This is a genomic window from Paractinoplanes lichenicola (genome assembly GCF_016785085.1).
Lineage (GTDB): Bacteria > Actinomycetota > Actinomycetes > Mycobacteriales > Micromonosporaceae > Actinoplanes > Actinoplanes lichenicola.
In genome coordinates this window covers 90,255-116,464 of the sequence record NZ_JAENHO010000002.1, presented here as the reverse complement: position 1 = coordinate 116,464, position 26,210 = coordinate 90,255, and the positions used below count along the sequence as shown (strand labels likewise).

At 71.0% G+C, this 26,210-nt stretch carries 25 protein-coding genes and 2 pseudogenes; 11 read left to right on the top strand and 16 right to left on the bottom strand.

Features of this window, described 5'->3' with window-relative positions; translation table 11 throughout:
• Positions 1 to 78 precede the first annotated feature (78 nt).
• From JKJ07_RS05085 to miaA, 3 genes are read right to left on the bottom strand one after another with little or no spacing between them, the layout of a single operon-like run.
• Positions 79 to 795 (bottom strand): glycerophosphodiester phosphodiesterase, encoded by a 717-nt coding sequence (locus JKJ07_RS05085; RefSeq protein ID WP_202990077.1) that lies wholly within the window; start codon positions 793 to 795, stop codon positions 79 to 81.
• A complete protein-coding gene (dapF, locus tag JKJ07_RS05080) occupies positions 795 to 1,622 on the bottom strand; it encodes a diaminopimelate epimerase (protein ID WP_202990076.1) in 828 nt (275 codons plus the stop codon). Before dapF ends, JKJ07_RS05085 begins: the two co-directional genes overlap by 1 nt.
• 7 nt (positions 1,623 to 1,629) lie before the next feature.
• Positions 1,630 to 2,559 carry a tRNA (adenosine(37)-N6)-dimethylallyltransferase MiaA gene (miaA, locus tag JKJ07_RS05075; RefSeq protein WP_438871363.1) on the bottom strand — a complete coding sequence of 310 codons (930 nt, stop codon included), beginning with the start codon at positions 2,557 to 2,559 and terminating at the stop codon, positions 1,630 to 1,632.
• Positions 2,560 to 2,719: 160 nt separating this feature from the next.
• On the opposite strand from miaA, the gene JKJ07_RS05070 reads away from it, so the two are divergent.
• Both JKJ07_RS05070 and JKJ07_RS05065 read left to right on the top strand, forming a co-directional pair.
• Complete coding sequence (locus JKJ07_RS05070; RefSeq protein ID WP_202990074.1) at positions 2,720 to 3,928, top strand: DUF349 domain-containing protein; 1,209 nt, start codon at positions 2,720 to 2,722, stop codon at positions 3,926 to 3,928.
• 155 nt (positions 3,929 to 4,083) lie between these two features.
• On the top strand, positions 4,084 to 4,623 hold the full coding sequence (locus JKJ07_RS05065; protein ID WP_202990073.1) for a hypothetical protein: 540 nt from the start codon (positions 4,084 to 4,086) through the stop codon (positions 4,621 to 4,623).
• On the opposite strand, the gene JKJ07_RS05060 is transcribed toward JKJ07_RS05065, so the two are convergent.
• On the bottom strand, positions 4,600 to 5,547 hold the full coding sequence (locus JKJ07_RS05060; RefSeq protein WP_202990072.1) for a threonine ammonia-lyase: 948 nt from the start codon (positions 5,545 to 5,547) through the stop codon (positions 4,600 to 4,602). The two genes, JKJ07_RS05065 and JKJ07_RS05060, sit on opposite strands and share 24 nt — an antisense overlap.
• Before the next feature lie 85 nt (positions 5,548 to 5,632).
• Here JKJ07_RS05060 and JKJ07_RS05055 point away from each other — a divergent pair, with 85 nt between their 5' ends.
• Positions 5,633 to 6,556, top strand: a complete 924-nt coding sequence (locus JKJ07_RS05055) for a LysR family transcriptional regulator (protein WP_202990071.1) — start codon at positions 5,633 to 5,635, stop codon at positions 6,554 to 6,556.
• Here the strand turns inward: JKJ07_RS05055 and miaB are convergent.
• On the bottom strand, positions 6,480 to 7,964 hold the full coding sequence (gene miaB, locus JKJ07_RS05050) for a tRNA (N6-isopentenyl adenosine(37)-C2)-methylthiotransferase MiaB (protein ID WP_202990070.1): 1,485 nt from the start codon (positions 7,962 to 7,964) through the stop codon (positions 6,480 to 6,482). The two genes, JKJ07_RS05055 and miaB, sit on opposite strands and share 77 nt — an antisense overlap.
• A gap of 30 nt (positions 7,965 to 7,994) precedes the next feature.
• A complete protein-coding gene (locus tag JKJ07_RS05045) occupies positions 7,995 to 8,429 on the bottom strand; it encodes a hypothetical protein (RefSeq protein ID WP_236028424.1) in 435 nt (144 codons plus the stop codon).
• Positions 8,430 to 8,570: 141 nt separating this feature from the next.
• On the opposite strand from JKJ07_RS05045, the gene JKJ07_RS05040 reads away from it, so the two are divergent.
• The 5 genes from JKJ07_RS05040 (at position 8,571) to JKJ07_RS05020 (ending at position 12,395) form a co-directional block, all read left to right on the top strand.
• On the top strand, positions 8,571 to 9,314 hold the full coding sequence (locus tag JKJ07_RS05040) for an amino acid ABC transporter ATP-binding protein (protein ID WP_202990068.1): 744 nt from the start codon (positions 8,571 to 8,573) through the stop codon (positions 9,312 to 9,314).
• 37 nt (positions 9,315 to 9,351) lie between these two features.
• Positions 9,352 to 10,209: a glutamate ABC transporter substrate-binding protein gene (locus tag JKJ07_RS05035; protein WP_202990067.1), complete on the top strand. Its 858-nt coding sequence runs from the start codon at positions 9,352 to 9,354 to the stop codon at positions 10,207 to 10,209.
• Between the two features lie 73 nt (positions 10,210 to 10,282).
• Positions 10,283 to 10,957: an amino acid ABC transporter permease gene (locus JKJ07_RS05030; protein ID WP_202990066.1), complete on the top strand. Its 675-nt coding sequence runs from the start codon at positions 10,283 to 10,285 to the stop codon at positions 10,955 to 10,957.
• Positions 10,954 to 11,838 carry an amino acid ABC transporter permease gene (locus tag JKJ07_RS05025; protein ID WP_202990065.1) on the top strand — a complete coding sequence of 295 codons (885 nt, stop codon included), beginning with the start codon at positions 10,954 to 10,956 and terminating at the stop codon, positions 11,836 to 11,838. The genes JKJ07_RS05030 and JKJ07_RS05025 overlap by 4 nt, the downstream gene beginning before the upstream one ends.
• 56 nt (positions 11,839 to 11,894) lie before the next feature.
• A complete protein-coding gene (locus JKJ07_RS05020) occupies positions 11,895 to 12,395 on the top strand; it encodes a DinB family protein (RefSeq protein ID WP_202990064.1) in 501 nt (166 codons plus the stop codon).
• Here the strand turns inward: JKJ07_RS05020 and rny are convergent.
• From rny to JKJ07_RS04980, 8 genes and pseudogenes are all read right to left on the bottom strand, one after another.
• Positions 12,369 to 13,901 (bottom strand): annotated as a pseudogene (gene rny, locus JKJ07_RS05015) (ribonuclease Y); the annotation flags it as partial. The gene JKJ07_RS05020 and the pseudogene rny overlap by 27 nt on opposite strands.
• A gap of 614 nt (positions 13,902 to 14,515) precedes the next feature.
• Positions 14,516 to 15,661 (bottom strand): hypothetical protein, encoded by a 1,146-nt coding sequence (locus JKJ07_RS05010; protein WP_202990062.1) that lies wholly within the window; start codon positions 15,659 to 15,661, stop codon positions 14,516 to 14,518.
• 143 nt (positions 15,662 to 15,804) lie between these two features.
• Complete coding sequence (locus JKJ07_RS05005) at positions 15,805 to 16,557, bottom strand: hypothetical protein (protein WP_202990061.1); 753 nt, start codon at positions 16,555 to 16,557, stop codon at positions 15,805 to 15,807.
• A gap of 246 nt (positions 16,558 to 16,803) precedes the next feature.
• Positions 16,804 to 17,331: pseudogene (locus JKJ07_RS05000) on the bottom strand (regulatory protein RecX); the annotation flags it as partial.
• Between the two features lie 586 nt (positions 17,332 to 17,917).
• On the bottom strand, positions 17,918 to 18,964 hold the full coding sequence (gene recA, locus JKJ07_RS04995) for a recombinase RecA (protein WP_202990060.1): 1,047 nt from the start codon (positions 18,962 to 18,964) through the stop codon (positions 17,918 to 17,920).
• A 198-nt stretch (positions 18,965 to 19,162) separates the two neighbouring features.
• Positions 19,163 to 19,363, bottom strand: a complete 201-nt coding sequence (locus JKJ07_RS04990) for a DUF3046 domain-containing protein (protein WP_202990059.1) — start codon at positions 19,361 to 19,363, stop codon at positions 19,163 to 19,165.
• A 181-nt stretch (positions 19,364 to 19,544) separates the two neighbouring features.
• Positions 19,545 to 20,324, bottom strand: a complete 780-nt coding sequence (locus tag JKJ07_RS04985) for an ABC transporter permease (protein ID WP_202990058.1) — start codon at positions 20,322 to 20,324, stop codon at positions 19,545 to 19,547.
• Positions 20,321 to 21,265: an ATP-binding cassette domain-containing protein gene (locus JKJ07_RS04980; protein WP_202990057.1), complete on the bottom strand. Its 945-nt coding sequence runs from the start codon at positions 21,263 to 21,265 to the stop codon at positions 20,321 to 20,323. Before JKJ07_RS04980 ends, JKJ07_RS04985 begins: the two co-directional genes overlap by 4 nt.
• A gap of 77 nt (positions 21,266 to 21,342) precedes the next feature.
• On the opposite strand from JKJ07_RS04980, the gene JKJ07_RS04975 reads away from it, so the two are divergent.
• Positions 21,343 to 22,107 (top strand): TetR/AcrR family transcriptional regulator, encoded by a 765-nt coding sequence (locus JKJ07_RS04975; RefSeq protein WP_202990056.1) that lies wholly within the window; start codon positions 21,343 to 21,345, stop codon positions 22,105 to 22,107.
• Here the strand turns inward: JKJ07_RS04975 and JKJ07_RS04970 are convergent.
• Positions 22,079 to 22,741: a UdgX family uracil-DNA binding protein gene (locus JKJ07_RS04970; protein ID WP_202990055.1), complete on the bottom strand. Its 663-nt coding sequence runs from the start codon at positions 22,739 to 22,741 to the stop codon at positions 22,079 to 22,081. The two genes, JKJ07_RS04975 and JKJ07_RS04970, sit on opposite strands and share 29 nt — an antisense overlap.
• Positions 22,742 to 22,787: 46 nt before the next feature.
• Positions 22,788 to 24,134, bottom strand: a complete 1,347-nt coding sequence (locus JKJ07_RS04965; RefSeq protein WP_202990054.1) for an aminotransferase class I/II-fold pyridoxal phosphate-dependent enzyme — start codon at positions 24,132 to 24,134, stop codon at positions 22,788 to 22,790.
• 49 nt (positions 24,135 to 24,183) lie between these two features.
• Here JKJ07_RS04965 and JKJ07_RS04960 point away from each other — a divergent pair, with 49 nt between their 5' ends.
• Positions 24,184 to 25,446, top strand: coding sequence for a bifunctional pyridoxamine 5'-phosphate oxidase family protein/GNAT family N-acetyltransferase (locus JKJ07_RS04960; protein WP_202990053.1), 1,263 nt, complete (start codon positions 24,184 to 24,186; stop codon positions 25,444 to 25,446).
• A 9-nt stretch (positions 25,447 to 25,455) separates the two neighbouring features.
• Positions 25,456 to 26,109 carry a leucine efflux protein LeuE gene (leuE, locus tag JKJ07_RS04955; protein ID WP_202990052.1) on the top strand — a complete coding sequence of 218 codons (654 nt, stop codon included), beginning with the start codon at positions 25,456 to 25,458 and terminating at the stop codon, positions 26,107 to 26,109.
• Positions 26,110 to 26,210 lie beyond the last annotated feature (101 nt).

Sequence of the window (26,210 nt, the reverse complement as noted above, 5' to 3'; positions counted from 1 at the left end):
AGTCCCGTGGTTTTGCGGCGGCCTTGATCAGTGGCCAAGGCCGTCGCGACGACCGGCTGAAGACTGACCGACGCTCTTTCAGCGCGCGGCGATCCAACCGGTCAGCTCGGCCACCCGGTCGGTGATCAGCCCGGCGATCCCGGACTCGGACAAGGGCGCCCACTCGGCCATGTCGTTGGCCGTCCACGCCATCACGTCGATGCCGCGGGCGGTCAGCGCGGCCACCGTCCGCGGGTCGCCCAGCACGTCGGCGGTCGACGGGTTGACGCACACCACTTCCAGCTCGTCGGCCAGGTCGAGCGTGTCGGCCTCGAAGCGCAGGCGCAGCAGGCCCCGGCGGACGACCGGGTCGACCTCGCGGACCAGTCGGACGATCTCGGGGTCGAAGCTCTGCACGATCGTGCGGTCGCGCGCCCCGGCCGCCCCGACCAGCTCGAGGATCGTCTTGACCTGGGGCAGCGTGGCGGGCGGCTTGATCTCCAGGAGCAGGTCGGCCTCGGTCAGCAGCTCCAGCACCGCGGCCAGCGTGGGGACGCGCACCCCGGCGTACGCGGGCGAGAACCACGAGCCGGCGTCGAGGGCGGCTACCGACTCGTACGGGGAATCCCAGACGTGACCCGAGCCCGAGGTCGTGCGGTCGAGCGTGCGGTCGTGGATCACCACGGGGACGTCGTCGGCCGTGGTGCGCACGTCGAACTCGATCAGCGTGGCGCCGCCGAGGACGGCCGCGGCGAAGGCGGGCAGCGTGTTCTCGGGGGCGACCGCTGAGTAGCCCCGGTGCGCCACGTTGTGCATCAGAGCAGCTCACCCGTCGCCACCAGCACCGCGGGACCCGCCAGCCACCAGCGATCCTCGCTGTCGTGCGTCACCGTCAGCCGCCCGCCGGGCAGGTCGACCGCGACCGTGCCCATGGCCAGGCCCGCGTCACGCAGCGCGACCGCACCCACAGCCAGCGCGCCCGAGCCGCACGAGAGCGTCTCGCCCGAGCCTCGCTCGTAGACGCGCATGGCCACGTGCAGGTCGGCCTCGGGCAGCGCGGGCGCGGGCACGACGAACTCGACGTTGACGCCCGAGGGGAACAGCGTCTTGTCGAAGCCGGGGGCCACGTGCAGGTCGAGCGAGTCGAGGGCCAGGCCGTCGTGCAGCTGGCAGACCAGGTGCGGGTTGCCGCAGTCGACGGCCACGCCGGGGAACGTCAGCGGGCCGGTGGTCGCGGTGCCCGCCGCGTACAGGGAAGGGCTTTTCATGTGCACCCGGATCTGGTCACCCTCGACCACCGCGTGCACCACGCCGGCCCGGGTGGCGACCGGAATATCCGAAAGGTCGGACACAAGGCCGTGGGCGACCAGGTAGCGGGTGAAGACCCGGACCCCGTTCCCGCACATCTCGGCGATCGAGCCGTCGCTGTTGCGATAGTCCATGAACCACTCGGCGTCACCGGCCATCGCCGCGCCGGCCGGATCCTTGGCCGCGCGCACCACCCGCAGCACACCGTCGGCACCGATGCCGAACCGCCGGTGACACAGGTCGGCGACCTGCGTGGCGGAAAGATCGAGCGCGCCGTCGACGTCCTCGACGATCACAAAGTCGTTGCCGGTTCCGTGGCCCTTGGAGAAATGCACCGAACCATCATTCCGTAAGGGCCAGGGCATCCGCCAACAGCGTCGGCGAGCCCCCGTCGAGCCAGGTGATCGACGGGTCGCGCCGGAACCACGAGCGCTGCCTCCGCACGAACCGGCGAGTCCCCCGTACGGTGTCCGCCTTGGCCTCTTCCTCCGCGGCGAGACCGTCGAGCTGCGCGAGCGCCTGTTGATAGCCGAGCGCGCGGGAGGCCGTACGGCCGTCTCGAAGGCCTTGCGGAAGAAGCGAACGGACCTCGTCGAGCAGCCCGGCCGCCCACATCAGGTCGACCCGCAGCGCGATCCGCTCGTCGAGCACGTCGGTCGGCCGGTCGACCCCGATCTGCACCGACGGGTAATGCGGTGTCGGCGCCGGCAGGGCCGCGGTGAACGGCTGCCCGGTCAGCTCAATGACCTCCAGCGCGCGCACGATGCGTCGCCCGTTCGAGGGAAGGATCTTCTCGGCCGCCACCGGATCCTGGTCGTGCAGCCGCGCATAGAGAGGTGAGGGCCCGGCCACAGCCAGCTCCGCCTCGAGCCGCGCCCGGATCTCAGGGTCGGTGCCCGGGAACTCGAACTCCTCCAGCACCGCCCGCACATAGAGCCCCGACCCGCCCACCAGCAGCGGCACCCGGCCCCGGGTCAGGATGTCGTCGATCGCCGCGCGGGCCAGCCCCTGATATTCGGCGACGGCCGCCGGAAAGGTCACGTCCCAGATGTCGAGCAGATGGTGCGGAACCCCGTCGCGCTCGGCCGGGGTGAGTTTCGCGGTGCCGATGTCCATGCCGCGGTATAGCTGCATCGAGTCCGCGTTGACCACTTCGCCGCCCAGTTCGTGCGCGAGAGCGATGCTGAGAGCCGACTTGCCCGCCGCCGTCGGCCCGACGACGGTGATCACGCGGGGAGCTCCTGCGAACGGCACGGAGCAACGGTAGGACAAGGTTTGGCCACGGTCATCGGCGGGCGCTTCCCCGTAACCGGGTTGGACCTGTGACAATGCGCGAGAAAGAATGCCGTAGAGAAGCTAGGCGTTCGACTGCGCTGTGGCGGTGGTCACCGATCAGGTGAGATCGGAGACGCCGGGAAGACGAGGATGGGTCATGAACGACTGGACGGCCTTCGGGCGCGTGGATGCCGACGGCACCGTGTACGTGAAGACCGCTGAGGGCGACCGGGTGGTCGGCTCCTGGCAGGCGGGCACCCCCGAGGAAGGCTTGGCCCACTTCGCGCGGCGCTTCGCCGACCTCGTGACCGAGGTCGAGCTCGTCGAGGCCCGCCTCAAGTCCGGCGCCGCCGACGCCTCGCATTCGCTGACGAGCGTCAAGCGCCTGCGCCAGCAGCTCGACGAGGCGCACGTGGTGGGCGACATCGAGGGGCTCGGCAACCGGCTCGACCGCCTGACCACCCTGGCCGAGGAGAAGGCCGGCGAGGCCCGGGCCGCCCGCGAGACGGCGCGCGCCGAGGCCGTCGCCCGCAAGACTGCCCTGGTCGAGGAGGCGGAGAAGATCGCCGCCGAGTCGACCGGCTGGAAGTCGGCCGGCGACCGCCTCAAGGAGATCCTCGACGAGTGGAAGACGATCCGCGGCGTCGACAAGAAGACCGACGGCGAGCTGTGGAAGCGGTTCGCCACGGCCCGCGACGGCTTCACCCGCCGCCGCGGCGCCCACTTCGCCACCCTCGACGGCCAGCGCAAGCAGGCCCAGACGGCCAAGGAAGACCTGGTCACCGAGGCCGAGAGCCTGGCCGAGTCGACCGAGTGGTCGACGACGGCCAACCGGCTCAAGGAGCTCATGTCCGAGTGGAAGGCCGCGCCGCGGGCCGCCAAGGAGGCCGAGCAGCGCCTCTGGGAACGCTTCCGGGCCGCTCAGGACGCCTTCTTCACCCGCCGCAGCGAGGTCTTCTCGGCCCGCGACGCCGAATACAAGGGCAACCTCGACAAGAAGCAGGCGATCCTGGCCGAGGTGGAGGCGCTCGACGTCGACGCCGACCCGCGGGGCGCGCAGAACAAGATGCGTGACGCGCAGGCCGCCTGGCACGACGCGGGCCGGGTGCCGCGCGAGTCGGCCGCCTCGCTCGACCGTCGCTGGCGGGCCGCCGAGGAGCGCATCCGCGTGGCGATGGACTCGGCCTGGCGCAAGACCACCCCGCAGGACAACCCGCTGCTGCAGCAGATGCGCGAGCAGGTGGCCGAGGCCGAGCAGCGCCTCGAACGAGCCAAGGCCGCCGGCGACGCCAAGCGGGTCAAGGAAGCGGAGCAGGCGCTCAACTCGAAGAAGCAGTTCCTGGCCCTCGCCGAGCAGGCTTCCTGAACCCATCCCGTACGAGTTCCGGCGGCTCCTCAACCTTCCGAGGGGCCCCCGGTTCTCCGGTCCCGCTTCGCCCGGCACGTGACACATCGCTCTCAGGGGGCGGCGTGCCCGCTCGGCGTGTGCGATCCTCTCCGCTGATCGAGCGGAGGAGATCGATGGCGGGGAACGTACGGTGGGCCGGGGTTGTGGCCGTGCTGGCGCTGGCCGGCGGCTGCGCGGAGATCGATGCGGGCGAGACGGTGTGGACGCTCTGGGCCGAGAAGTGCCCGGCCTGGACTGCTCCCGAACTGGCCGCGGCGGCACCGTCGGGCCCGCCCCAGACGGCCGACCTGCCCCACGTCACGACGCTCACCTGCGCCTACGGTTCGGCCGAGAAGCCGCCCGCGGTGATCGCGCACGTGCAGGTCGGCAAGAACGACGACCTTCGCGCCGCGGCCGTCGACGAGGCCCGCGAGCAGCGGGAGGCGGCCCGCGCCAACGACGAGCCGTTTGCGAGGTTGAGGTATTTTCCCAGCCCCGCGCAGGTCTACGCGTCCGGCGAGGGTGCGCTGGAGGCCACCCTGTGGACGGGCAACGCCAAGGTCCAGGCCACGATCCTGCTGCAGTCGCCGGTCACCACGCAGAAGCAGCTCGACGGGCACAAGGATCTGGTCAGCACCGCGCTGGAGGATCTAGCGGCCGGCGCCCTGACCTAGCCTTTCCAGCTCGGCCGGCGAAGCGTTGCCGCCCGAGCAGACGACGGCCACCTCGCGGCCGGCGAAGCGGTCCGGGAATTCCAGCAGGGCGGCCAACGCGGCCGCGCCGGCGCCCTCGGCCAGGGTGTGGGCGGTCGTGGCGAGCAGGCGTTGGGCCTCGGCGATGCGGTCGTCGGAGACCAGCACGAAGTCGGTCAGGTGCTTGCGCAGGATCTGCTGCGGCAGGTCGTAGCCGCGGCCGGTGGCCAGGCCCTCGACGCGGGTCTCGTTGGGGCGGACGCACGGGGTGCCCGAGCGCCACGAGTCGTGGGCCGCGGGCGAGGCCGCGGACTGCACGGCGATCACCTCGCAGCGCGGCGCCAGCGCCTCGGCGACGATCGCGGCGGCGGCCGCGCCCGTGCCGCTGCCGACGGGCACGACGATCGCTTCCAGGCCCGGGCGCGCGGTCAGGATCTCCTCGTAGAGCGTGCCCACGCCGGCCAGCAGCTCCGGGGTGTCGCCCGGGCTGACCAGGCGGTGACCGGTCTTCGCGGCGAGCTCGGTGGCGTGGGCTTCGGCATCGGCCAGCCGCGCGCCGGTCAGGACGACCGTGGCGCCCCAGGCCCGCACCGCGGCGACCTTGGCCGGGTTGGCGCCCTCGGGCATGACGATCGTGCACGGGGTGTCGAAGAGGTGGCCGGCCCAGGCCATCGACTGCGCGTGATTGCCGGTCGAATAGGTGACCATGCCACGACCGGGCGTCGAGGCGAGCAGGTTGAGCGCGCCGCGGGCCTTGAAGGCGCCGACCGGCTGCGTGTTCTCGTGCTTGACGTGCACGGTCGCGCCGACGGCGGCGTTCAGCACCGGGTACGACCACATCGGGGTGGGCGGCAGGTGGCGGGTGACTGTGGGGACGGCGGCGCGCACATCGGCGTACGAGAACATGCCTTTGATCGTCGCCCCGGCATCACTGATCGGTCCAATGCCACCTGCCGAGGAAACTCATAGACGGGATCGATAGGTTGGCCTGATGCTCGACGTCACCCGCCTGCGCGTGCTGGTCGCCGTGGCCCGGCACAAAAGCGTCACCGCCGCCGCCGAGGCGCTGCATTACGCCCAGCCCTCGGTCAGCCACCACCTCGCCCGGCTCGAGGCCGAGACCGGCAGCCGGCTGGTGCAGCGGGTGGGTCGCGGGATCCGGCTGACCGAGGCGGGACGGCTGCTGGCCGATCGGGCCGAGGAGATCCTGGGCCGCCTCGACGCGGCCGAGGAGGAGCTGGCCGCGCACTCGGGGCTGCGGGCGGGACGCGTCCGGCTGGCGGCTTTCCCCTCGGCCCTCGGCACCTTCGTGCCCGCCGCGGCGGCCGCCTTCGACGCCGAGCATCCCGGAGTCGACCTGCGCTTCCGTGAGGCCGAGCCGCCCGAGGCGATCGGGCTGCTGCGCCGGGGCGAGGTGGACGTGGCGGTGATCTTCACGCATGACGACGGTCCCGACGTGGCCGGCCTGCGCACCGAGCAGCTCTTCGAGGACGAGACCTACCTGGTCGCACCCGAGGACTGGCCGGGTGACCGGCTCGCCGACCATCGCGAGCGACGCTGGATCGGCGGGTGTGAGCGGTGCCGCGACGAGCTGCTGCGGGCGTGCGCGGCCGAGGGGTTCACGCCCGACATCCGGTTCACCACCGACGACTACGTGGCGGCGCAGCAGCTGGTGGCGCGCAACCTCGGGGTCACCACGCTGCCCGCGCTCGCGCTGACGGCCCATCGCAACGACCGCGTACGGGTGGTGAGGTTGCCCGGACGGGTGCGGCGGGTGCTCGTCGCGGTGGCCGGGGCGGCGCCCGACCCGCCCGCGACGAGGGCGCTGCTGGAGCGGATCAGAGCGAGCAGCCCTCGGCCGCCGGCAGCGGGGCCGGAACCCCGAGCGACGGCAGGCCGAGCGAGACACCCTTGAGCTTCGGCGTGCGGCCGGCCTCGAAGGCGTCGCCCGCGCGGGTGCGGCGGTGGCTGAGCGGCTCGCCGTCGGCGTTGAGGTGGTGCGGCGCCGCGTACGTCACCACGGTCTCGACGATGTCGCCGGGGCGCGGGGCGAGGCCGCCGGTCGCGAAGTGCACCAGCCGGCCGTCCCGGGCCCGGCCGCTCATCCGGCCCGTACGCTCGTCCTTGCGCCCCTCGCCGACCGCGACGAGCACCTCGACCTTCTCGCCGACGAGCCGCTTGTTCTCGGCCCACGTGGTCTCCTCGAGCAGCGCGATCAGCCGCTCGTAGCGCTCCTGCACGACGGCCTTGGGCAGCTGCTCCTCCATGATCGCGGCGGGGGTGCCGGGGCGCTTCGAATACTGGAACGTGAAGGCGCTGGAGAACCGGGCCCGCCGCACGACCTCGAGGGTCTGCTCGAAATCCTCGTCGGTCTCGCCGGGGAAGCCGACGATGATGTCGGTGGTGATCGCGGCGTCGGGCATCGCGGCCCGCACCTTGTCGATGATGCCGAGGTATTTCTCCTGGCGGTAGCTGCGGCGCATGGCCTTGAGCACCCGGTCGGAGCCGGACTGCAGCGGCATGTGCAGCGAGTGGCAGACGTTCGGCGTCTCGGCCATCGCGGCGATCACGTCGTCGGTGAAGTCCTTGGGGTGGGGGCTGGTGAAACGCACCCGCTCCAGCCCCTCGATCTGACCGGTCGAGCGCAGCAGCTTGCCGAACGCCAGACGGTCGCCGAACTCCACCCCGTACGAGTTGACGTTCTGCCCGAGCAGCGTGACCTCGAGGACGCCCTCTTTCGTCAGGGCTTCGACGTCGGCCAGGATTTCGCCGGGGCGGCGGTCCTTCTCCTTGCCACGCAGCGACGGCACGATGCAGAACGTGCAGGTGTTGTTGCAGCCCACGGAGATCGAGACCCAGCCCGCGTACGTCGATTCGCGCTTGGTGGGCAGCGTCGACGGGAACACCTCGAGCGACTCGAGGATCTCGACCTCGGCCTCCTGGTTGTGCCGGGCGCGTTCGAGCAGCGCGGGCAGCGAGCCGATGTTGTGGGTGCCGAAGACGACGTCGACCCAGGGCGCCTTCTTGACGATGTCGCCGCGGTCCTTCTGGGCCAGGCAGCCGCCGACCGCGATCTGCATGTCCGGATTCTTGACCTTGGTCGGGCGCAGGTGGCCGAGGTTGCCGTAGAGGCGGTTGTCGGCATTTTCCCGTACGGCACAGGTGTTGAACACCACGACGTCGGCCGACTCGGGGTCGGCGGCGCGCACGTAGCCCGCGTCCTCCATCAGACCGGAGATGCGCTCGCTGTCGTGCACGTTCATCTGGCAGCCGTACGTGCGCACGTCGTACGTGCGCGTGGCGCCCACAGTCTCTGTAGTCATGGCAATTGACCAGGGTACGCCGTAGTCGATTCAGGCGGCAGGGCGCTCGCAACCAGTGGGTCCGCCGTCGCACGAACGCACGTTGCGCCGCTCCGGGCCGTCGTCGGTCTCGACCTCGTCGACGTGCACCAGCCCGAGGCTGCCGTCGGGCCGGGCCAGCACGTACCTCGTCGGGTCGAGGGTGTCGTCCGGAAGGATGATCTCGACCTCGAGCCGCACCGCGACCGCGCTGGCCGCGGTGGCCTCGGCGAGGTCCTCCGGGGCCAGGTAGACATCGATCAGCGTCGGGAAGTCGCCCCCGACGTGATAGACGTCGCACAACATGGCGCCACCGGCCGGCTCCGGGCCGAGCGGCACGACTGAGCGCTCCAGCGCGCCCGCGAGCGCGCTGTGGACCCGCTCCTCGGATAGGGACGATGAGGCGGCCCAGTTCCAAAGGCCGCCTGTCGGATCCATGTCAGCCATACCGAACATGGTGGACAAAGGTCGCGCCTCGCACTTCCTGTGTTACCGCTCCGTGACCATTCTCGGTGTGAACCGATACAACAGCCCCCATAGAGTGTGCCCATCCGGGTGATCCGCCAGAACAGGGACGGTGGTCCAGCAGTGTCCGACGAGGCTCTCATCGTCCTCGACAAAGTGAACAAGTGGTTCGGTCCGCTGCACGTGCTCAACGACGTGAGTCTCACCGTCGCCAAGGGCGAAGTCGTAGTCGTGATCGGACCGTCGGGTTCCGGTAAATCCACGCTTTGTCGCTCCATCAACCGGCTCGAGCCGATCAACGACGGCACCATCACCTTCGACGGCCAGGCGCTGCCCGCCGAGGGCCGCCCGCTCGCGCGGCTGCGCAGCGAGGTCGGCATGGTGTTCCAGTCCTTCAACCTGTTCGCGCACAAGACGATCCTGCAGAACGTCATGCTCGGCCCGCTGAAGGTGCGCAAGGAGAAGCCGGCCGTCGTCCGTGACCGTGCCATGTCCCTGCTCGACCGGGTCGGCATCGGCAACCAGGCGGAGAAATACCCGGCCCAGCTCTCCGGCGGCCAGCAGCAGCGCGTGGCCATCGCCCGCGCCCTGGCCATGCAGCCCAAAGCGATGCTGTTCGACGAGCCCACCAGCGCCCTCGACCCCGAGATGGTCGGCGAGGTGCTCGAGGTCATGACCTCGCTCGCCAAGGAGGGCATGACGATGGTGGTCGTCACGCACGAGATGGGCTTCGCCCGCCACGCCGCCAACCGCGTGGTCTTCATGGCCGACGGTCAGCTCGTTGAGTCCGCTCCCCCGGCCGAGTTCTTCGCCAACCCGAAGAGCGACCGCGCCAAGGACTTCCTCTCCAAAATCCTCACGCACTAGGTCCAGAAGACAGAAACAGAATTCGAGGAGCGACACCATGCGCATCACCCGATTGGCCGCCACGCTCGGAGCGCTCACCATGGCGCTGGCCGTGGCCGCGTGCGGCGGGGACGACGAGGGCACCGGCAGCGGCAGCAGCGCCAAGGGCATCGAGGGCAAGGCCGCCAGCGGCAAGCTCGTCATCGGCGTCAAGGCCGACCAGCCCGGCCTCGGCCTGCAGACCGGCAGCACCTACGCCGGCTTCGACATCGAGATCGGCAAGATCATCGCCAAGGGCCTGGGCGTTCCGGATTCCGGCATCGAGTGGAAGACCACGGTCTCCTCGAACCGTGAGCCGTACATCCAGCAGGGCCAGGTTGACCTGGTCGTGGCGACGTACACGATCAACGACGAGCGCAAGAAGGTCGTCAACTTCGCCGGGCCGTACTACAAGGCCGGCCAGGACCTGCTCGTCCCGACCGCCTCGACCATCACCGGCCCCGAGGCGCTGGCCGGCAAGCGGGTCTGCTCGGTGAGCGGCTCGACCCCGGCCAAGCGGATCCAGACCGACTACAAGGACGCCAAGCTCCAGCAGTTCGACTCGTACTCGAAGTGCGTGACGGCGCTGGCCGGCGGTCAGGTCGACGCGGTCACCACCGACGACATCATCCTCGCCGGGTACGCCGCGCAGGACCAGTACGCCGGCAAGTTCAAGGTGGTCGGCAAGCCGTTCAGCGAGGAGCCGTACGGCATCGGCCTCAAGAAGGACGACTCCGCGGGCTGCAACAAGATCAACGACATCCTGAAGGCGGCCGCGACCGACGGGTCGTACAAGAAGGCCTGGGACGACACCCTGGGCAAGAGCGGCACCCCGGCGCCGGAGCTCGACACCGCGGCGCTCTCCAACTGCAGCTGATCCACTTCTAGTCGGCGGGGCCGGGCGACCGGCCCCGCCGCCTTTTGTTCCACCTCACTAGCCGAAGGTGCCGATGGACGTCTTCTCCGACCCGCTGAACCGGGACGTGTACATCACCGGGTTCCTCTGGATCCTGAAGCTCACCGTGGCCGGCGGCGCCGGCGCTCTGGTGCTGGGTGTGCTGCTCGCCGCGATGCGGGTCTCGCCGGTTCCGGTGCTGCGTGGCTTCGGCACCGCCTGGGTCAACATCTTCCGGAACACCCCCCTCACGCTGATCATCTTCTTCTGCTACTTCGGTCTCTTCTCGACGCTGGGCCTCTCGCTCGCCGACGACATCGACCTCAACAACTTCTGGCTCGGCGTGATCGGCGTGGCGGTCTACACCGCGGCGTTCGTCTGCGAGGCCATCCGCTCCGGTATCAACACGGTGCCGCCGGGCCAGGCCGAGGCGGCCCGGGCGATCGGCATGACGTTCCTGCAGACCCTGACGATCGTCATCCTGCCGCAGGCCGGCCGGGCGGTCATCGCGCCGCTGGGCAGCATCCTCATCGCCCTCTGCAAGAACACGACCATCGTCGGCACGATCGGCCTGATGGAGTCGTCGAGCGCGATGAAGCAGCTGATCAACGAGAACGGCGACAACGTCATCCCGATCTTCCTGGTCTTCGCGGGCACGTTCGCCATCGTCCTCATCCCCACCGGCTACGCGTTCGGCTGGCTGGCGAATCGTCTGGCGGTAAAGCGATGAGCACGGATGCGGTTCTTTACGACCACCCGGGGCCCAAGGCCAAGGCGCGCAACCTCGTCCTGACGATCGTCTTCGGCATCGCCCTGCTGGGGCTGCTCTACTGGGTCTATTCGCGCTTCGACGCCAAGGGCCAGTGGGACTCCGTGCTCTGGAAGCCCTTCACGGAGAGCAGCACCTGGACCGACTACATCCTCCCGGGCCTGCTCAACACGCTGAAGGCGGCCGCGGTGGCGATGGTGCTGTCGCTGGCGTTCGGCATCATCTTCGCCGTGGGACGGCTCTCCGACCACTGGTGGGTGCGGTGGCCCGCGGGCGCGGTCGTCGAGTTCTTCCGGGCCGTGCCCCTGCTGCTGATGATGTTCTTCATCTTCTTCGGGGTGCCGTTCCTCACCGAGCAGCCGATGTCGATCTTCTGGGCCGTGGTCATCGGCCTGACCCTCTACAACGGGTCGGTGCTGGCCGAGGCGTTCCGGGCCGGCGTCCACTCGGTGCCGCGGGGGCAGAGCGAGGCCGCATACGCGATCGGCATGCGCAAGAGCCAGGTGATGAGCGAGATCCTGATCCCGCAGGCGGCCCGCGCGATGCTCCCGGTGATCGTCAGCCAGCTCGTCGTGCTGGTGAAGGACACCGCGCTGGGCTACATCATCTCGTACAGCGAGCTCATCCAGCTCGGCGTCAACAACCTGTCGGCCAACTACGGCAACGTGCTGCAGGCCGCGATCGTGGCCGCGATCATCTACATCATCGTCAACTCGATCCTCACCTCCTTCGCGGGCTGGCTCAGCCGGCGCACCCGCCGCAAGGGCCGGGCCCCGCGATCCCCGGGGGCCGCGACCCAGCAGGTGACGGCCGAGCCGGGCCTCGGCGGAGGCGTCGCCTGAGTCCGCGTGGTGGTCCCGGTTTGCCCCGGGGCCGCCACGCTTGACAGGCTGACGTCATGATCTCCACGGACGACGTCCTCCACCAGCCGTTGCGAGCCCAGTTCGAGGCCTTCCTCGACGAGCACCGCCGGGCCCTGCACGACTGCCTCGACGATCTGACCGAGGAGCAGGTGCGGCGGTCGCTCGTGCCGTCCCGCACCACCCTGCTGGGCCTGGTCAAGCACGCGACCTTCGTCGAGAAGGTGTGGTTCGACGAGGCCGTGACCGGGCGGTCGCGCGCCGACATCGGCATTCCCGACGATCCGGATGAGTCATTCATCCTGGATGATTCGGACACAATTGCCAGTGTGCGATCGGCTTATGTGGCGGCCTGCTCGTCGTCGCGGCAAACCGTGGCCGGGCTGGGGCTGGACGATCTTCTCACCGGCAATCGGCGCGGGCCGCTTCCGCTGCGCTGGGTCTACCTGCACCTGCTGCGCGAGCTGGCCCAGCACTGCGGCCACGCCGACATCCTGCGTGAGCAGCTGGGGCTAACGAGCGAGCTCGGTGACTCGTGATTCCCGGACGACCGTGACCCGGATCTGCCCCGGGTAGGTCAGCTCCTCCTCGATCTGCTTCGCCACGTCGCGGGCCAGCACCGCGGCGCCGATGTCGTCGATGTCGTCCGGGCGCACCATCACCCTGATCTCGCGCCCGGCCTGCATCGCGAACACCTTCTCGACGCCGGTCTTGCTCGCGGCGATCTCCTCGATGCGCTCGAGCCGCTTCACGTACGCCTCGAGGCTCTCCCGCCGGGCCCCCGGCCGGCCGCCCGAGCAGGCATCCGCGGCCTGGGTCAGCACGGCCTCGATGGTCTGGGGCTGCACCTCGTTGTGATGCGCCTCGATCGCGTGCACCACGTCCTCGGACTCGCCGTACTTGCGGGCCAGGTCGGCGCCGATCAGCGCGTGGCTGCCCTCGACCTCGTGGGTGAGCGCCTTGCCGATGTCGTGCAGGAACGCCGCCCGCTTCATCGTCGGCACGTCCAGGCCCAGCTCGGCGGCCATGATGCCGGCGATGTGGGCGGTCTCGACGAGGTGCTTGAGCACGTTCTGACCGTAGCTGGTGCGATACCGCAGGCGGCCCAGCAGCTTGGACAGCTCGGGGTGCAGGTTGGTGATGCCGACGTCGACCAGCGCCTCCTCGGCGGCCCGGTCGCAGAGGACGTCGACCTCGTTCTTGGCGCTGTCGTAGACCTCCTCGATGCGGTGCGGGTGGATCCGCCCGTCCAGCACCAGCTTCTCGAGGGTGAGGCGACCGACCTCCCGGCGTACGGGGTCGAAGCAGGAGAGCAGCACCGCCTCGGGGGTGTCGTCGATGATCAGATTGACGCCGGTGACCGACTCGAACGCGCGGATGTTGCGGCCCTCGCGCCCGATGATCCGGCCCTTCATCTCGTCGCTCGGCAGATGCAGCACGCTGACCACGCTCTCCGAGGTCTGCTCGCTGGCGATCCGCTGGATGGCGTCGACCACGATGTGCCGGGCCCGGGTGTCGGCCGTGTTCTTGGCCTCGCTCTCGATGTCGCGCACCAGGATCGCGGCCTCGCGCTTGGCCTGCGCCTCGATGCCCTCGACGAGCTCGGTGCGGGCCACCTCGGCGGTCAGGCCGGCGATCCGCTCCAGTTCGCGGCGCTTCGACTCCTCGACGCCGGCCAGGGCGGCCTCGCGATCGGCCAGGGCGGCCTCGCGGCTGACAAGATCGGCATCCATGGTGGCGAGGCGGCGCTCCCGCTCGACCAGGCGCTCGACCTCGTCGGCGTGCAGGCGCTCGCGCTCGTCGATGCGGGCGGTGCGCCGCTCGACCTCGGCCGCCTGCTCCTTGGCGGTCGTGTTGAGCAGCGCGACCTCCCGCTCACCCTGGCGGCGGGCGGCCGTGCGAACCTGCTCGGCGTCGGCCTCGGCCTGGCGGTGGGCGTGCTCGAGGATCGTGTCGGCCTCGCTGTGTGCGGCCTCGAGAACCCGGCGGGCCTCGGCGCGGGCGGCCCCGGCCTCGGCCTTGGCCGCGGCGGCCTCGGCCTTGACGGAAGCGGCCTTGGCGTTCGCGTCGTCGACCTTGGCGTTGGCGTCCTCGACCTTGGCGTTCGCGTCCTCGACCTTGGCCAGCGCGTCGTCGACCGCCTGGCCCTGCCCGTGGTCGTCCGCCCGGACCTTGTGCAGCTGGCGCAGCGCACGGGCGCCGAGCACCATGCCGGCCACCACCGAGGTCGCCAGGACGACGATCGCCACCACCAGCACCCAGTCCAGGGCGGTCATCTCGCCGCGTCTCCCTTCGCCGCCCGGCGCGTTGTCAGCGCGCGGACCATTTGACGGGATGCCCGACCAAGGCAAACGACCGCAGGCGTCATCGGACCGCCACCCACCAGGGGTGCAACGGCGCCGACCGCCCATATATCGGACCTCACGGCGCGTGCGGTGCGGGCGCCGGGGCCAAAATTGCTGGCTGCTTGCAGGCTACAAGTGATGCCGTAATGTAATGCGATCTATGTTGTGCGTGTTGCATGCGATGGTCGAACAAACCTTGTGTAACGCGAGGCTAGGTCGCGGATGGCACTTCGGTCAAGGATCCATGATTCGGCAGCGGATGGGACTTAGGGCACAGACTTGCTTACGCCCAGCTCACGATACCGACGGGCAATTCAGGCGTACCGGGACCAGAGATCGCGCATCGGGTCCCACTTCTCACCCAAACCGTCTTTCCAGTACGCCAAGAGGTAGCCGGCGACCGGCGTCTGCGCGTCGTCCCACCAGATCCCGCTGACCGTCCGCGTGGCGCCACTCTCCGTGAGACGGTATGCGTACTCCAAGTAGTTGCCGGTGACGCGACCCGACGGAGTGGCCTGCTCGACCGCCGGGGCGACACCCGGAGTGAGGGTGCGCGCGTCGACGGCCTGCCCCAGCGCCTTGACCCACGCCTTGTCCCGATCGGCGACCGAGTTGTATTCGACGAAGATCGCGCTCATGCCGTCGAGCGTGCAGCGGACCCGGACCTTCTCGCCCGCGTTGGCCTTGGGGCGGGCGCACGCCGAGAGGTAAGGAAGGAAGCCCTCGGAGAGCGCGGTCAGGCCGGTGCCGGTGAACTCGGCCTGATTGATCGTCGCCTGGCTCTGCTCGAACGCGCCCAGCTGGCCGCTCGGGGTGGGCTCGGCCGAGGAGGTGGGGGCGGCGACGGGGGCCTTGGGGGCGGTGGCGCGGCCGGCGAAATAGCCACCCGTGCCGAACAGGAGGAGACCCGTCACCAGGCCGGCGAGGATGCCTATGACCAGGCGGTTGCGCTCGGGCGGGGGCGAGGGCTCGATGCGGCGGCCGGGTGGGGCGTTGAAGCCGTACGGGGTTTCGGTCCAGCCTTCCTGCTTCTCGCCGAAGGGGTCGGGGGCGGCTTGGAAGGGACCGTAACTCGCGGTGCCGCCGGTCGGGGCGCCGCTCGACGGTGGGCCGCTCGCGGGGATGCCGCTCGACGGCTGGCCGCTCATAGGGGCGCCGCTCATGGGGATGCCAGTCGATGGCGGGCCGCTCATGGGGGTGCCGCTCGACGGTGGGCCGCTTGACGGGGCGCCGCCGCTGGTCGGGTAGGGCGGGCCGGACGGGGTGCCTGGATAGGGGCCGCCGCTCGTCGGGCCCTCAGGGGCCGGGCCGCTCGCCGCCGATGCGGGCTCGACGGGGGCTCCGGCCGGCTGGTGCGGGACGGGGGCGGCGGGCTGCTGCATGCCGATCGGCGCGGTCGGCTCGGCACCCTCCGGGAAGGGACCATAGCCCCGCATGCTGCCCTGCGAAGACTCGGTCACAACGTCGCATATTACCAACCAGTGGCGAACGCCGATGTCCGGCCGCAGGCCCGCGACCTGGGAATTCGATCACGTTTTGGAGCTCCGGGAACGACGGATCCGGCCGCGGCGGGTGCGCCACGGCCGGATGCGATCGCGTGCTGTCAGGCCTGGGTCTCCGGACGACGCCGCGTCAGCAGAACCAGAACCACGCCGCCGACCATGACGGCGCCGCCGAGGCCGGCCATCCCGGCCACGTTGAGCCCGGTGACCGGAAGGCCGCCGCCGCCACCGTTGCCCCCGCCACCGCCACCGCCGCCGTTGTCGTCGTCGGCCTCGTCATCGACGCCGGCGTCCTCGTCGTCGCCGCCGGTGCCGCCACCCGCGCCGGTGTCGTCGGTGGGCGGAGTCTCCCCCGGCCCGTCGTCACCCGGCGGAGTCTCGCCACCGTTGCCGGGCGGGGTCTCGCCACCGTTGCCGGGCGGGGTCTCGCCGCCATTGCCGGGCGGGGTCTCGCCGCCATTGCCGGGCGGGGTCTCGCCGCCATTGCCGGGCGGGGTCTCGCCACCGTTACCGGGCGGGGTCTCGCCACCATTACCGGGCGGGGTCTCGCCTCCGTCACCCGGCGGAGTCTCGCCGCCGTCGCCAGGCGGGTTTTCGCCGCCGCCACCGGGCGGGGTCCCCCCACCGTCACCCGGCGGGGTCTCGCCACCGCCCGGGGTGCCCGGGGTCTCGTCGTCGCCCGGAGTCTCCTCGTCGGCCGCGGTGCCGGCGGTCGCGTCGGTGCTCTTCGGGTCCTCGGCCACGATGACGACCCCGCGCGCGGCGGCCTGAGTGGTCGCCGCGCTCGCGGCGTGCCCACCGGCGAGCGCCGCGACGCCGACCGCCCCGGCCAGAACACCGAGGCGCCCGACCATGCGCACACCTCGATGGCGTGCAAGCTGGTTGATCCGCATGTCCCTCCCCGTTTCGTACTGCGGGGAACACGCCAAAACAGAGATCCCCCGCGATCCGGCCAGCAACGTAGCCCAGATCAGAACCCCTGCGCCATCCACACCCAGCGATATGTGGACTTCCGAACACAGATCGTTACCTATATAGACCGTTTTCACCCGACCGAGATCGGCCGGCTACGGCGACGCCGGGTGGGAAGGCGGTGGTGGTCAGGCGGTGGGGTCGGCGTCGGTGGCCAGGGCGTCCGCGTCCAGCTGGTCGGCGAACTCGGCGGCCTCGGCATCCCGGTCGGCCAGGGCGTCCTTCACGGCCCGGATGGCCACGCCGGCCGGGTAGCCCTTGCGGGCCAGCATGCCGACCAGCCGCCGGAAGACCGCGTCGGGCGCGCCGGTGGCCGTGCGCAGCTTGCGGTCGACCAGGGCACGGGCGGTGGCCGCCTCGTCCTCGTCGTCGACGGACTCGAGGGCCTCGCTCGCGACCTCGGCGTCGACGCCCCGCTGCCGCAGCTCGTTGGCGAGCGCGCGGCGGGCCAGCCCACGGCCGTGATGCCGGCTGGACACCCACGCCCGGGCGAACGCGGCATCGTCGATGATCCCGACCTCGTCGTAACGGTCGAGAACCTCGGCGATCACCTCTTCCGAGATCTCCTTGCGGGCCAGCACCTTGGCCAGCTCGGCCCGGGTGCGCGGCCGCACGGCGAGCTGGCGCAGGCAGATCTCGCGGGCCCGTTCGCCCTCGGTCTGCTCGGGCTGCCCACCCCGGCCGGCAGACCTGCCCCGACCACCGGCGGAACGCCCAGCACCGTCCTCGACAGAACGCCCACCACCGTCGTCGGTGGAACGCCCACCACGGTTGTCGGTGGAGCGCCCGCCCCTGGAACGCCCGCCGCGACGCCGCCCACCCGGACCCCACGCCGAGGCGCCGGCCGCGTCATAGCGGCCGGAATCGCCGTCGCCGGCCGAGTCGTAACCGCCCGGCTCACCATCGTCGGCCGCGTCGTAACCGCCGGGCTCACCATCGTCGGCCGCGTCGTAACGGCCGGGCTCGCCGTCATCGGCCGGGTGGCGCCGGCCGGGATCGCCCCGGGGGACGAGGTTGTATCGGCCCGGTTCGGGGTTGATGGTCAGGTCGTCGCGGTAGGGGATTCCGCCCGGCGAGGCCCGACGGCGACGGGTCGGAACGTTGCCGCGTTCCGGGTCGTCGCCGGGCGGGGGCTCGCCGGGCGGGTGCTCATCGTAGGCGCGGGCTGGGCGGGGTGGGAGAGCATCCCACCCGCGCCCGGAGCGCGCACCCCGTCGGGCCGGCATGATCAGTGCCTACCGATCAGAAGTCGACCGGGGGAAGCTCGGGGCCGCCCGCGGCGTCGCCGGTGGTCTGACCGACGCCGAGCTTCTCGAGGATCTTCTTCTCGATCTCGGCGGCGACGTCGGGGTTCTCCTTGAGGAACTCGCGCGCCTTCTCCTTGCCCTGGCCCAGCTGGTCACCGTCGTACGTGTACCACGCGCCGGACTTGCGGATGATGCTCTGCTCGACGCCGACGTCGATCAGCGAGCCCTCGCGCGAGATGCCCTTGCCGTACATGATGTCGAACTCGGCCTGCTTGAACGGCGCGGCCACCTTGTTCTTCACCACCTTGACGCGGGTGCGGTTGCCGATCACGTCGGTGCCGTCCTTCAGGCTCTCGATGCGACGCACGTCGAGGCGCACCGAGGAGTAGAACTTCAGCGCGCGACCACCGGTCGTCGTCTCGGGCGAGCCGAACATGACGCCGATCTTCTCGCGGAGCTGGTTGATGAAGATCGCGGTGGTGCCCGAGTTGTTGAGCACACCGGTGATCTTGCGGAGCGCCTGGCTCATGAGGCGGGCCTGCAGACCGACGTGGCTGTCGCCCATCTCGCCCTCGATCTCGGCGCGCGGCACGAGCGCGGCCACCGAGTCGATGACGATGATGTCGAGCGCGCCCGACCGGATCAGCATGTCGGCGATCTCGAGAGCCTGCTCACCCGTGTCGGGCTGGGAGACCAGCAGCGCGTCGGTGTCGACGCCGAGCGCCTTCGCGTACTCCGGGTCGAGCGCGTGCTCGGCGTCGATGAACGCCGCGATGCCGCCGTTGCGCTGGGCGCTGGCCACCGCGTGCAGCGCGACGGTCGTCTTACCACTGGACTCGGGGCCGTAGACCTCGATGACCCGGCCCCGCGGCAGGCCGCCGACGCCGAGCGCCACGTCGAGGGCGATGGAGCCGGTGGGGATGATGGCGGTCTGCACGACCGGCCGCTCCCCCAGCCGCATCACCGAGCCCTTGCCGAACTGCTTGTCGATCTGCGCCAGCGCCAGATCGAGCGCCTTGTCCCGGTCGGGTCCTGCCACCATGTCCGCCACCCCTGTACTCGATTTCGCGGGCGTCTTCGCCGATGCGCTTCTGTTCACCACGGCAACAAGGTAGGCGGTGGGTATGACAAAAATCGACCGGCCTGCCGTGGCCTGTGGATAACTGAGCCGCTGTGGACAATAGCCGAACACGTGTACGACGAACGAGTGACACGCCAGAACGGGTGTACTAAAAATGGGTCAGCGCAGGCGGGAAGGCACCCGATCGGGGTAAGCGGCGACAACCGCGCGCCAGATAGTAGCCGTTTCGATACCGTCCGCAATTGCTTTGTCGATCGTCCGGTCGCCGAGGCCGGCAAAAGAATGGTCCGCCGCCATGCTGCGCGCGTAAACGGGGCCGAAGGCCTCCTCCAGCCGCGTCCAGAAATCTGTCAACCGCACACCACGAGCCTACCCATTCCCCTGACCGACCCCAGCCCCGCGGGAGGAAGGGAAGGGAGCTGACCGGCCCGGCCCCGCGGGAGGGAGGGGACAGGCTCGGCAGGAGGGAGGGGCGGGAGCTGACCGGCCCGGCCCGGCAGCAGGGAGCGGAGCCGGGCCGGCCGGACAGAACAGCCGGGGGTCAGGCGCGCAGCCGCCGGTACGCCCGTGCCGACAGCGGCAGGAAGACCGCCGTGAGCAGCAACGGCCAGCCCAGCGCGAGCCACACCGCCGAGTCGGCCAGCGGTCCGGAGGTGATGCCGGTCGGGTTGCCGAAGAGCTCACGCACCGCCGACGCCGTCGCCGAGAGCGGGTTCCACGCGGCGATCGCACCCAGCCAGCCCGGCATCGTCTCGGCCGACACGATCGCGGTCGACAGGAAGCCGATCGGCCACACCAGAACCTGGACCGCCATCGTCGCGCCGTCGCCGCGGAAGCTCAGGCCGACGAAGATGCCGATCCACAGCATGGCGAACCGGAAGAGCAACAGCAGCAGGACGGCCAGCACGGCCGGCCCCGGGTCCGAAGTGATCCGCCAGCCGATCAGCAGGCCGCCGGCCAGCAGCACCAGCAGCTCGACGGTCGAGTTGGCCATGTCCGCGCCGACCCGTCCCAGCGCGACCGAGGCACTGCCGATCGGCAGCGAGCGGAATCGGTCGGTGATGCCCTTGCGGGCGTCGGCCGCCATCGCGGTGGCCGTGCTCTCGACGCCGAACATCATGCTCAGCGCCAGCATGCCGGGCAGCAGGAACGTGATGTAGTCGCCGCCGCCGGGCACGGTGATGGCGCCGCCGAACAGGAAACCGAAGACCAGCAACAGCATGATCGAGAACATCAGGCCGAAGATCGGCGCCCACGGCTGACGGACCCAGTGGGCGAGGTTGCGCTGCGTGAGGATCCACCCCGCGCGTACGGCGGTCATTTCACGGCCTCCCGGGGAGTGTCGGTCAAGGTGAGGAAGACCTCGTCGAGGGTGGGCCGGCGCAGCACCAGATCCTCCGGCGTGACGCCGAACTCGTCGAGCGCCCGGACGAGGCGGGACAGCCCGGTCACCCCCGAGCCCACCTCGAACGTCAGGCTGCGCGTGTCGGCGTCGATCACGGCCGGGATCCCGACGGCCGTGCCGAGCCGCTCGGCCAGCTCGTCGAGCGGCTCGCCGGGGGCGATCGTGAGCGTCACGCGGTCGCCGCCGATCTCGCGCTTGAGCACGCCGGGGGTGTCGTCGGCCACGACCCGGCCGTGGTTCATGACCGAGATCCGCGCGGCCAGCTGGTCCGCCTCGTCGAGATATTGCGTGGTCAGCAGCACCGTGGTGCCGGCCGCGGCGACCTCGCGGACCGCGGCCCAGACCTCGTTGCGGCCGCGCGGGTCGAGCCCGGTGGTGGGTTCGTCGAGGAAGAGCACGGCCGGGGTGAGGATGAAGCCGGCGGCGATGTCGAGGCGCCGCCGCATTCCCCCGCTGTAGGTCGAGACCGCCCGCTCCGCGGCCTCGGTGAGCCCGAACATGGCGAGCAGCCGGTCGGCCGCGGCCCGGGCGTCCACCGTGCTCAGACCGTAGAGCCGGCCGAACATCACGAGGTTTTGCCGGCCGCCGAGGATCTCGTCGACCGCCGCGTTCTGCCCGATCAGGCCGATCCGCTTACGCACCTGCGCGGCCTGGGTGCGTACGTCAAATCCTGCGACTTTTGCCACGCCCTCGTCGACATCGATGAGAGTGGCCAGCGCCTTGACCGCCGTGGTCTTGCCGGCGCCGTTGGGGCCCAGCAGGCCGTGGATCACTCCGGGTGGCACCTCCAGGTCGAAACCGTCCAGCGCCTGCACGTCGCCGTACCTTTTGCGCAGTCCATCCGCCACCAGGTTCACCGCTGCTCCTAACTCCGTATGCCTTACGGTATTTGGGTGCGCCGAACACCGTACACCCCACGGGGTAATCTCCGCACATGGAAAATCAGGACGTCGACCGCACGCTGACCCTGCTGTGGCGGCGGAAGCTGGGGACTCCGCAGGGTTCGCGCGGGCCCAAGCAGCGGTTCAGCGTCGACGAGGTGCTCGCGGCCGGCATCGCGGTGGCCGACGAGGAGGGCCTACCGGCGTTCTCGATGCGCAAGGTGGCCGACCGGCTCGGGCTCAAGCTGATGTCGATCTACACGTATGTGCCGAGTCGCGACGAGCTCATCGGCCTGATGGTCGACGAGGTGATGGGCGAGCCCGACCTGCCGCCGCACGAGGGCGGCTGGCGCGAGCGGCTCGTCGTGGTGGCGCGGCAGATGTGGAACGAGTTCCATCGGCATCCGTGGCTGCTGCAGGTCGACCCGAGCCGCCCGTGGATCGGGCCCAACGGCTCCGACCGGTATGAGTGGCAGCTGGCGGCGATCGAGGGCGCCGGCTTCACCGATCTCGAGATGGACCAGACCATCACGCTGATCAGCGACTTCACGGCGGCCTCGGCGCGGGCCGACGTCAACGCCCTGCGCGCGGCCGAGCAGTCCGGCATCTCGGACGCCGAGTGGTGGGCGGTCAACGCGCCGGTGCTGGACCGCCTGATGCCACCGGACGCCTATCCGATCTCGGGCCGGGTCGGCGTCGCCGCGGGCGAGGAATACAACGCCGTACGCGACTCGGAGCGGTCCTTCCGGTTCGGCCTGGACCGCATCCTCGACGGCCTCGAGCAGCTGCTCAGCTCACGGCCGCGGCCGCGATCTTGAGATCGTCGACCAGGCCCCCGTACGCGACCTCGCGGTTGTCGGCGCGCAGCACCGCCGACGGGTGGATCGTGGCGAGCGCATGGATCTCGGCGACCGGAAAGTCGCCGGGATGCTGGGCCGAGGCGGGCCACGGCATCAGGCGGCCGCGCTGCTGAGTGACCCGGAACGACGGGCCGAGCAGCGCGCGCCCGGCGGTGGCGCCCAGAATCACCACGAGCTCGGGCTTGAGCAGCGAGAACTCGGCCACCAGCCAGGGCCGGCAGGCGGTGATGTGCGCCGGGCCCGGATTTTGGTGGATGCGCCGGTTGCCCCGCCGCTCGAACCTGAAGTGCTTCACCGCGTTCGTGATGTAGACGTCGCTCGCGTCGAGACCGGCGTCGTCGACCGCCTCGCGCAGCAGCCGGCCGGCCGGGCCGACGAAGGGCAGGCCCTTCTGATCCTCCACGTCGCCCGGCTGCTCGCCGACGAGCACGACGCGGGCGTCGGCCGCGCCCCGGCCGAAGACCGTCTGCGTGGCGTCGGCGTGCAGCTCACAGCCCTCACACCCGCCGGCGGCCGACTTCAGCTGCTCGATGCTCCGCGGCTCGGGCGGCACCCACTGCTGCGCGCCGACCGGCGCTTCGGTCCTAGGCATGGAGAAGGTTCTACCCGAACTGGGGCCGAAGAAGCATCCGGGCACCCTAACGAGTCGGCGCGGAGAGCGAGGGCGGGCTGACGGCCAGGGCCACGGCGTCGGCCAGCGCGGGGGTCTGCTCCTCGGGCAGGGGGCCGATGGAGATCCGTACGCCCGGGGGTGCCGACTGCCGGAACAGCGAACCCGGGGCCACGGCGTAACCGGCCTCGCGCAGCACGCCCACCGTGCGGGTCTCGTCGGGCACCGGGACCCAGACGTTGATGCCGGTGGCCCCCTCGGCGGCGACTCCCCTGGCCGCCAGCGCCTCGATCAGGGCGACACGACGCCTGCCGTACGCCCGGGCGGCCTCGGCGATCACGGCGGTGACCTCGTCGTCCGCCCAGAGATGCAGGAGCAGGCGCTGCAGCACCGTGGAGACCCAGCCCGAACCGATGCGCATGCGCCCGACGACCCGCGCGATGGTGGCCTCGTCGCCCGCGAGCACGGCGACGCGCAGATCGGGGCCGAAGGGCTTGGAGGCCGAGCGCGTGAGGGCCCACGCGCCGGTGACCGGGCCGATGCAATGGGGTGGATGCTCGGCCAGCTCGGCGGCGTGATCGTCCTCGATCACCAGGACGCCCGGGCTGCCCGCGAACAGGGCGCGCAGCGACTCGGCACGCGCCTCGCTGACGGCGGCGCCGGTCGGATTCTGCGCGCGCACGGTGATCACCGCGGCCCGCGCGCCGGACTGCAGGGCGGCGGCCATGGACGCCGGCTCGGGCCCCTCGTCATCGACGGTCACCGGCACCGGGCGCAGGCCGAGCGCGGCCACCAGGTCGAGCAGGTTGGCCCAGCCCGGATCCTCCACGGCGACCGCGTCACCCGGGCGCAGATGGGCCGTGAGCAGGCGCTCGACGGCATCGAGGGTGCCGGCGGTGACGGTGATCTCGGTGTCGTCGGCCGGGATGCCCCCGGCGATCAGCCGCGGCCGGGCCGCCTCGATCAGCTCGGGCATGGCGGCGGCCGACGCATAACCCTGGGGCGGGCCGTTGGTCTCGGCGACCGCCCGCAGCGCCCGGCCCAAAGACGGCAGCAGCTCGATGTCGGGCTCGCCGGAGGAAAGGTCGAGCACGCCCGCGGGCACGGGCAGGCGCAGCGCGGAGCGGGGGCCGGCAACGGGCGGACGCGACCGGATGCGGGTGCCGCGGCGGCCCTCGGTCTCGACCACGCCGCGCTGCCGCAGCTCCTGATACGCCTTCGACACCGTAGCCGGGCTGACATGCAAGAAGTCGGCTAGCACGCGGACGGGCGGCAAAACCATGTTGACCTCCCACACGCCTCGGCGGACCCCGGTCTCGATGCTGGCGGAAATCGAGGCGGCGCTGTCACCCTCGACCTGATACTGTGCTGACACACAAAGGATTCTGTACTAGCACAAAGAGTTACGCAAGCAGGGAGGGCCGATGTCCGACACCTATACGCGGACGAGCCGCACGACCGCCACCCGCTATCGCGACCGCATGCACTACGACCGCGCCCTGGCCCACGAGATCCTCGACGAGGCCTACGACTGCACGGTGGGTTTCGTCGCCGACGGTGAGCCGCGGGTGCTGCCGACCCTGCACGTCCGCGTCGGCGAGACGCTCTATCTGCACGGGTCGTCGGGCGGCCGGATGGGCCTGTCGGCGCGCGGCGGCGCGGTGCCGGTCGCGGTCAGCGTCACCCTGCTCGACGGGCTGGTCTACGCCCGCTCCCACCTGCACCACAGCGCCAACTATCGGTCCGTCGTCGTGCACGGCGAGGCCCGGCTGGTCACCGACCCTCAGGAGAAACTGGCGGCGATGGCGGCCCTGGTCGACAAGGTCGGCGCGGGCCGGTCCACCGACAGCCGCCCGGCCGACGCGAAGGAGGCCGCGCAGACCAGCGTGCTCGCGCTGCCGCTGGTCGAGGTCTCGGCCCGGGCCCGGCGCGGCGGCGTGATCGACGACCCCGGCGACCTCCCGCTGCCGCACTGGGCCGGGGTGCTGCCCGTGCGCCGTGTGTTCGGCCCACCGGAGCCCGACGCCGGCGTCGAGGCCGACCTGCCGGCCTATCTGCCCGGGGCCGGGCTACCCTGGGCCGCGCCGGTGCCGCTCACCGGGCAGCACGTGCGCCTCGAGCCGCTGAGGCTCGGCCACGCGACCGGGCTGGTCGAGGCGCTCGGCGACGACGAGGTGTGGGAGCACCTGCCGGTCCGCCGCCCGCAGACGGTCGCGGCCATGCGCGACTATCTGGCTGAGCTCCTGCGCGACCGCTGGACGGGCAGCCGGATCTGCTGGGCCCAGGTCGATCCGGCCGACGGCCGGGTCATCGGCATGACCAGCTATCACGACGTCGATCCCGGCCGGCGCGCCCTGGCGATCGGGCACACCGCCGTGGGCAAGCGGTGGTGGCGCACGGGGGTCAACACGGAGGCCAAGCTGCTGCTGCTCGAGCACGCCTTCGACACGCTCGGGGCCGAGCGCGTGTTCTGGTATGCCGACAATCGCAACGAGCGCTCCCAGCGGGCGATCGCCCGGCTCGGGGCGGTCCGCGAGGGGGTGCTCAGGCGGCACAAACAGCGGCCGGACGGGTCGTGGCGCGACACCGTAGTGTTCGGCATGACCGTCGACGACTGGCCTGTGGCCGGCCCTCGGCTGCGGAGACTGCTGGCCGCGGGTGGGTCCCCCGCCCACGCGGCCGCATAGGGAGGCGTGATGCTGGGGATTACCGACTTCTGGACTTATGTCGTCGGCACGCTGGCGATCATCCTGCTGCCCGGGCCCAACTCGATCTTCGTGTTGTCGGTCGGCGCCCGGCTCGGCGTGCGGGCGGGCTATCGGGCCGCCGCCGGGGTGTTCCTCGGCGACACCGTGCTGATGGTGCTGTCGGCGGCCGGGGTGGCCTCGCTGCTGCGCACCTATCCGCCGTTGTTCCTGGTCATCAAATATGCGGGCGCGGCCTACCTGTTGTGGGTGGGGTTCGGCATCGTGCGCGGCGGCTGGCGCAAGTGGCGCGACCGCGGCGAGCCGGGCGCGGCGCCGCAGCTCGAGGAGCCGGCCGAGGCGCGCAGCCCGTTCCGGCGGGCCGCCGTGATCAGCCTGCTCAACCCGAAGGCGATCCTGTTCTTCGTGTCGTTCTTCATCCAGTTCGTCGAGCCGGGCTATGCCCACCCGGCCCTGTCGTTCCTGGTGCTGGGCGCGGTGGTCCAGCTGTTCAGCGCGCTCTACCTGTCCGCCCTGATCTTCGGCGGCCGGTTCCTGGCCGGCCAGTTCCAGCGCCGTCGCCGCCTGGCCGCGGGCGCCGCCGCCGGGGTGGGCGCCCTGTTCGTCGGCTTCAGCATCAAACTGGCCACCGCCAGCGTCGGCTGATCCCCCGGGGACTCACGAACGCGGGCAGGCCGCGGGCGAGTGCTGTCGCGCGGGCCCGGGCTGGTGTTGTCGCGCGGGCCGCGGGCGGGCGTTGTCGCGCG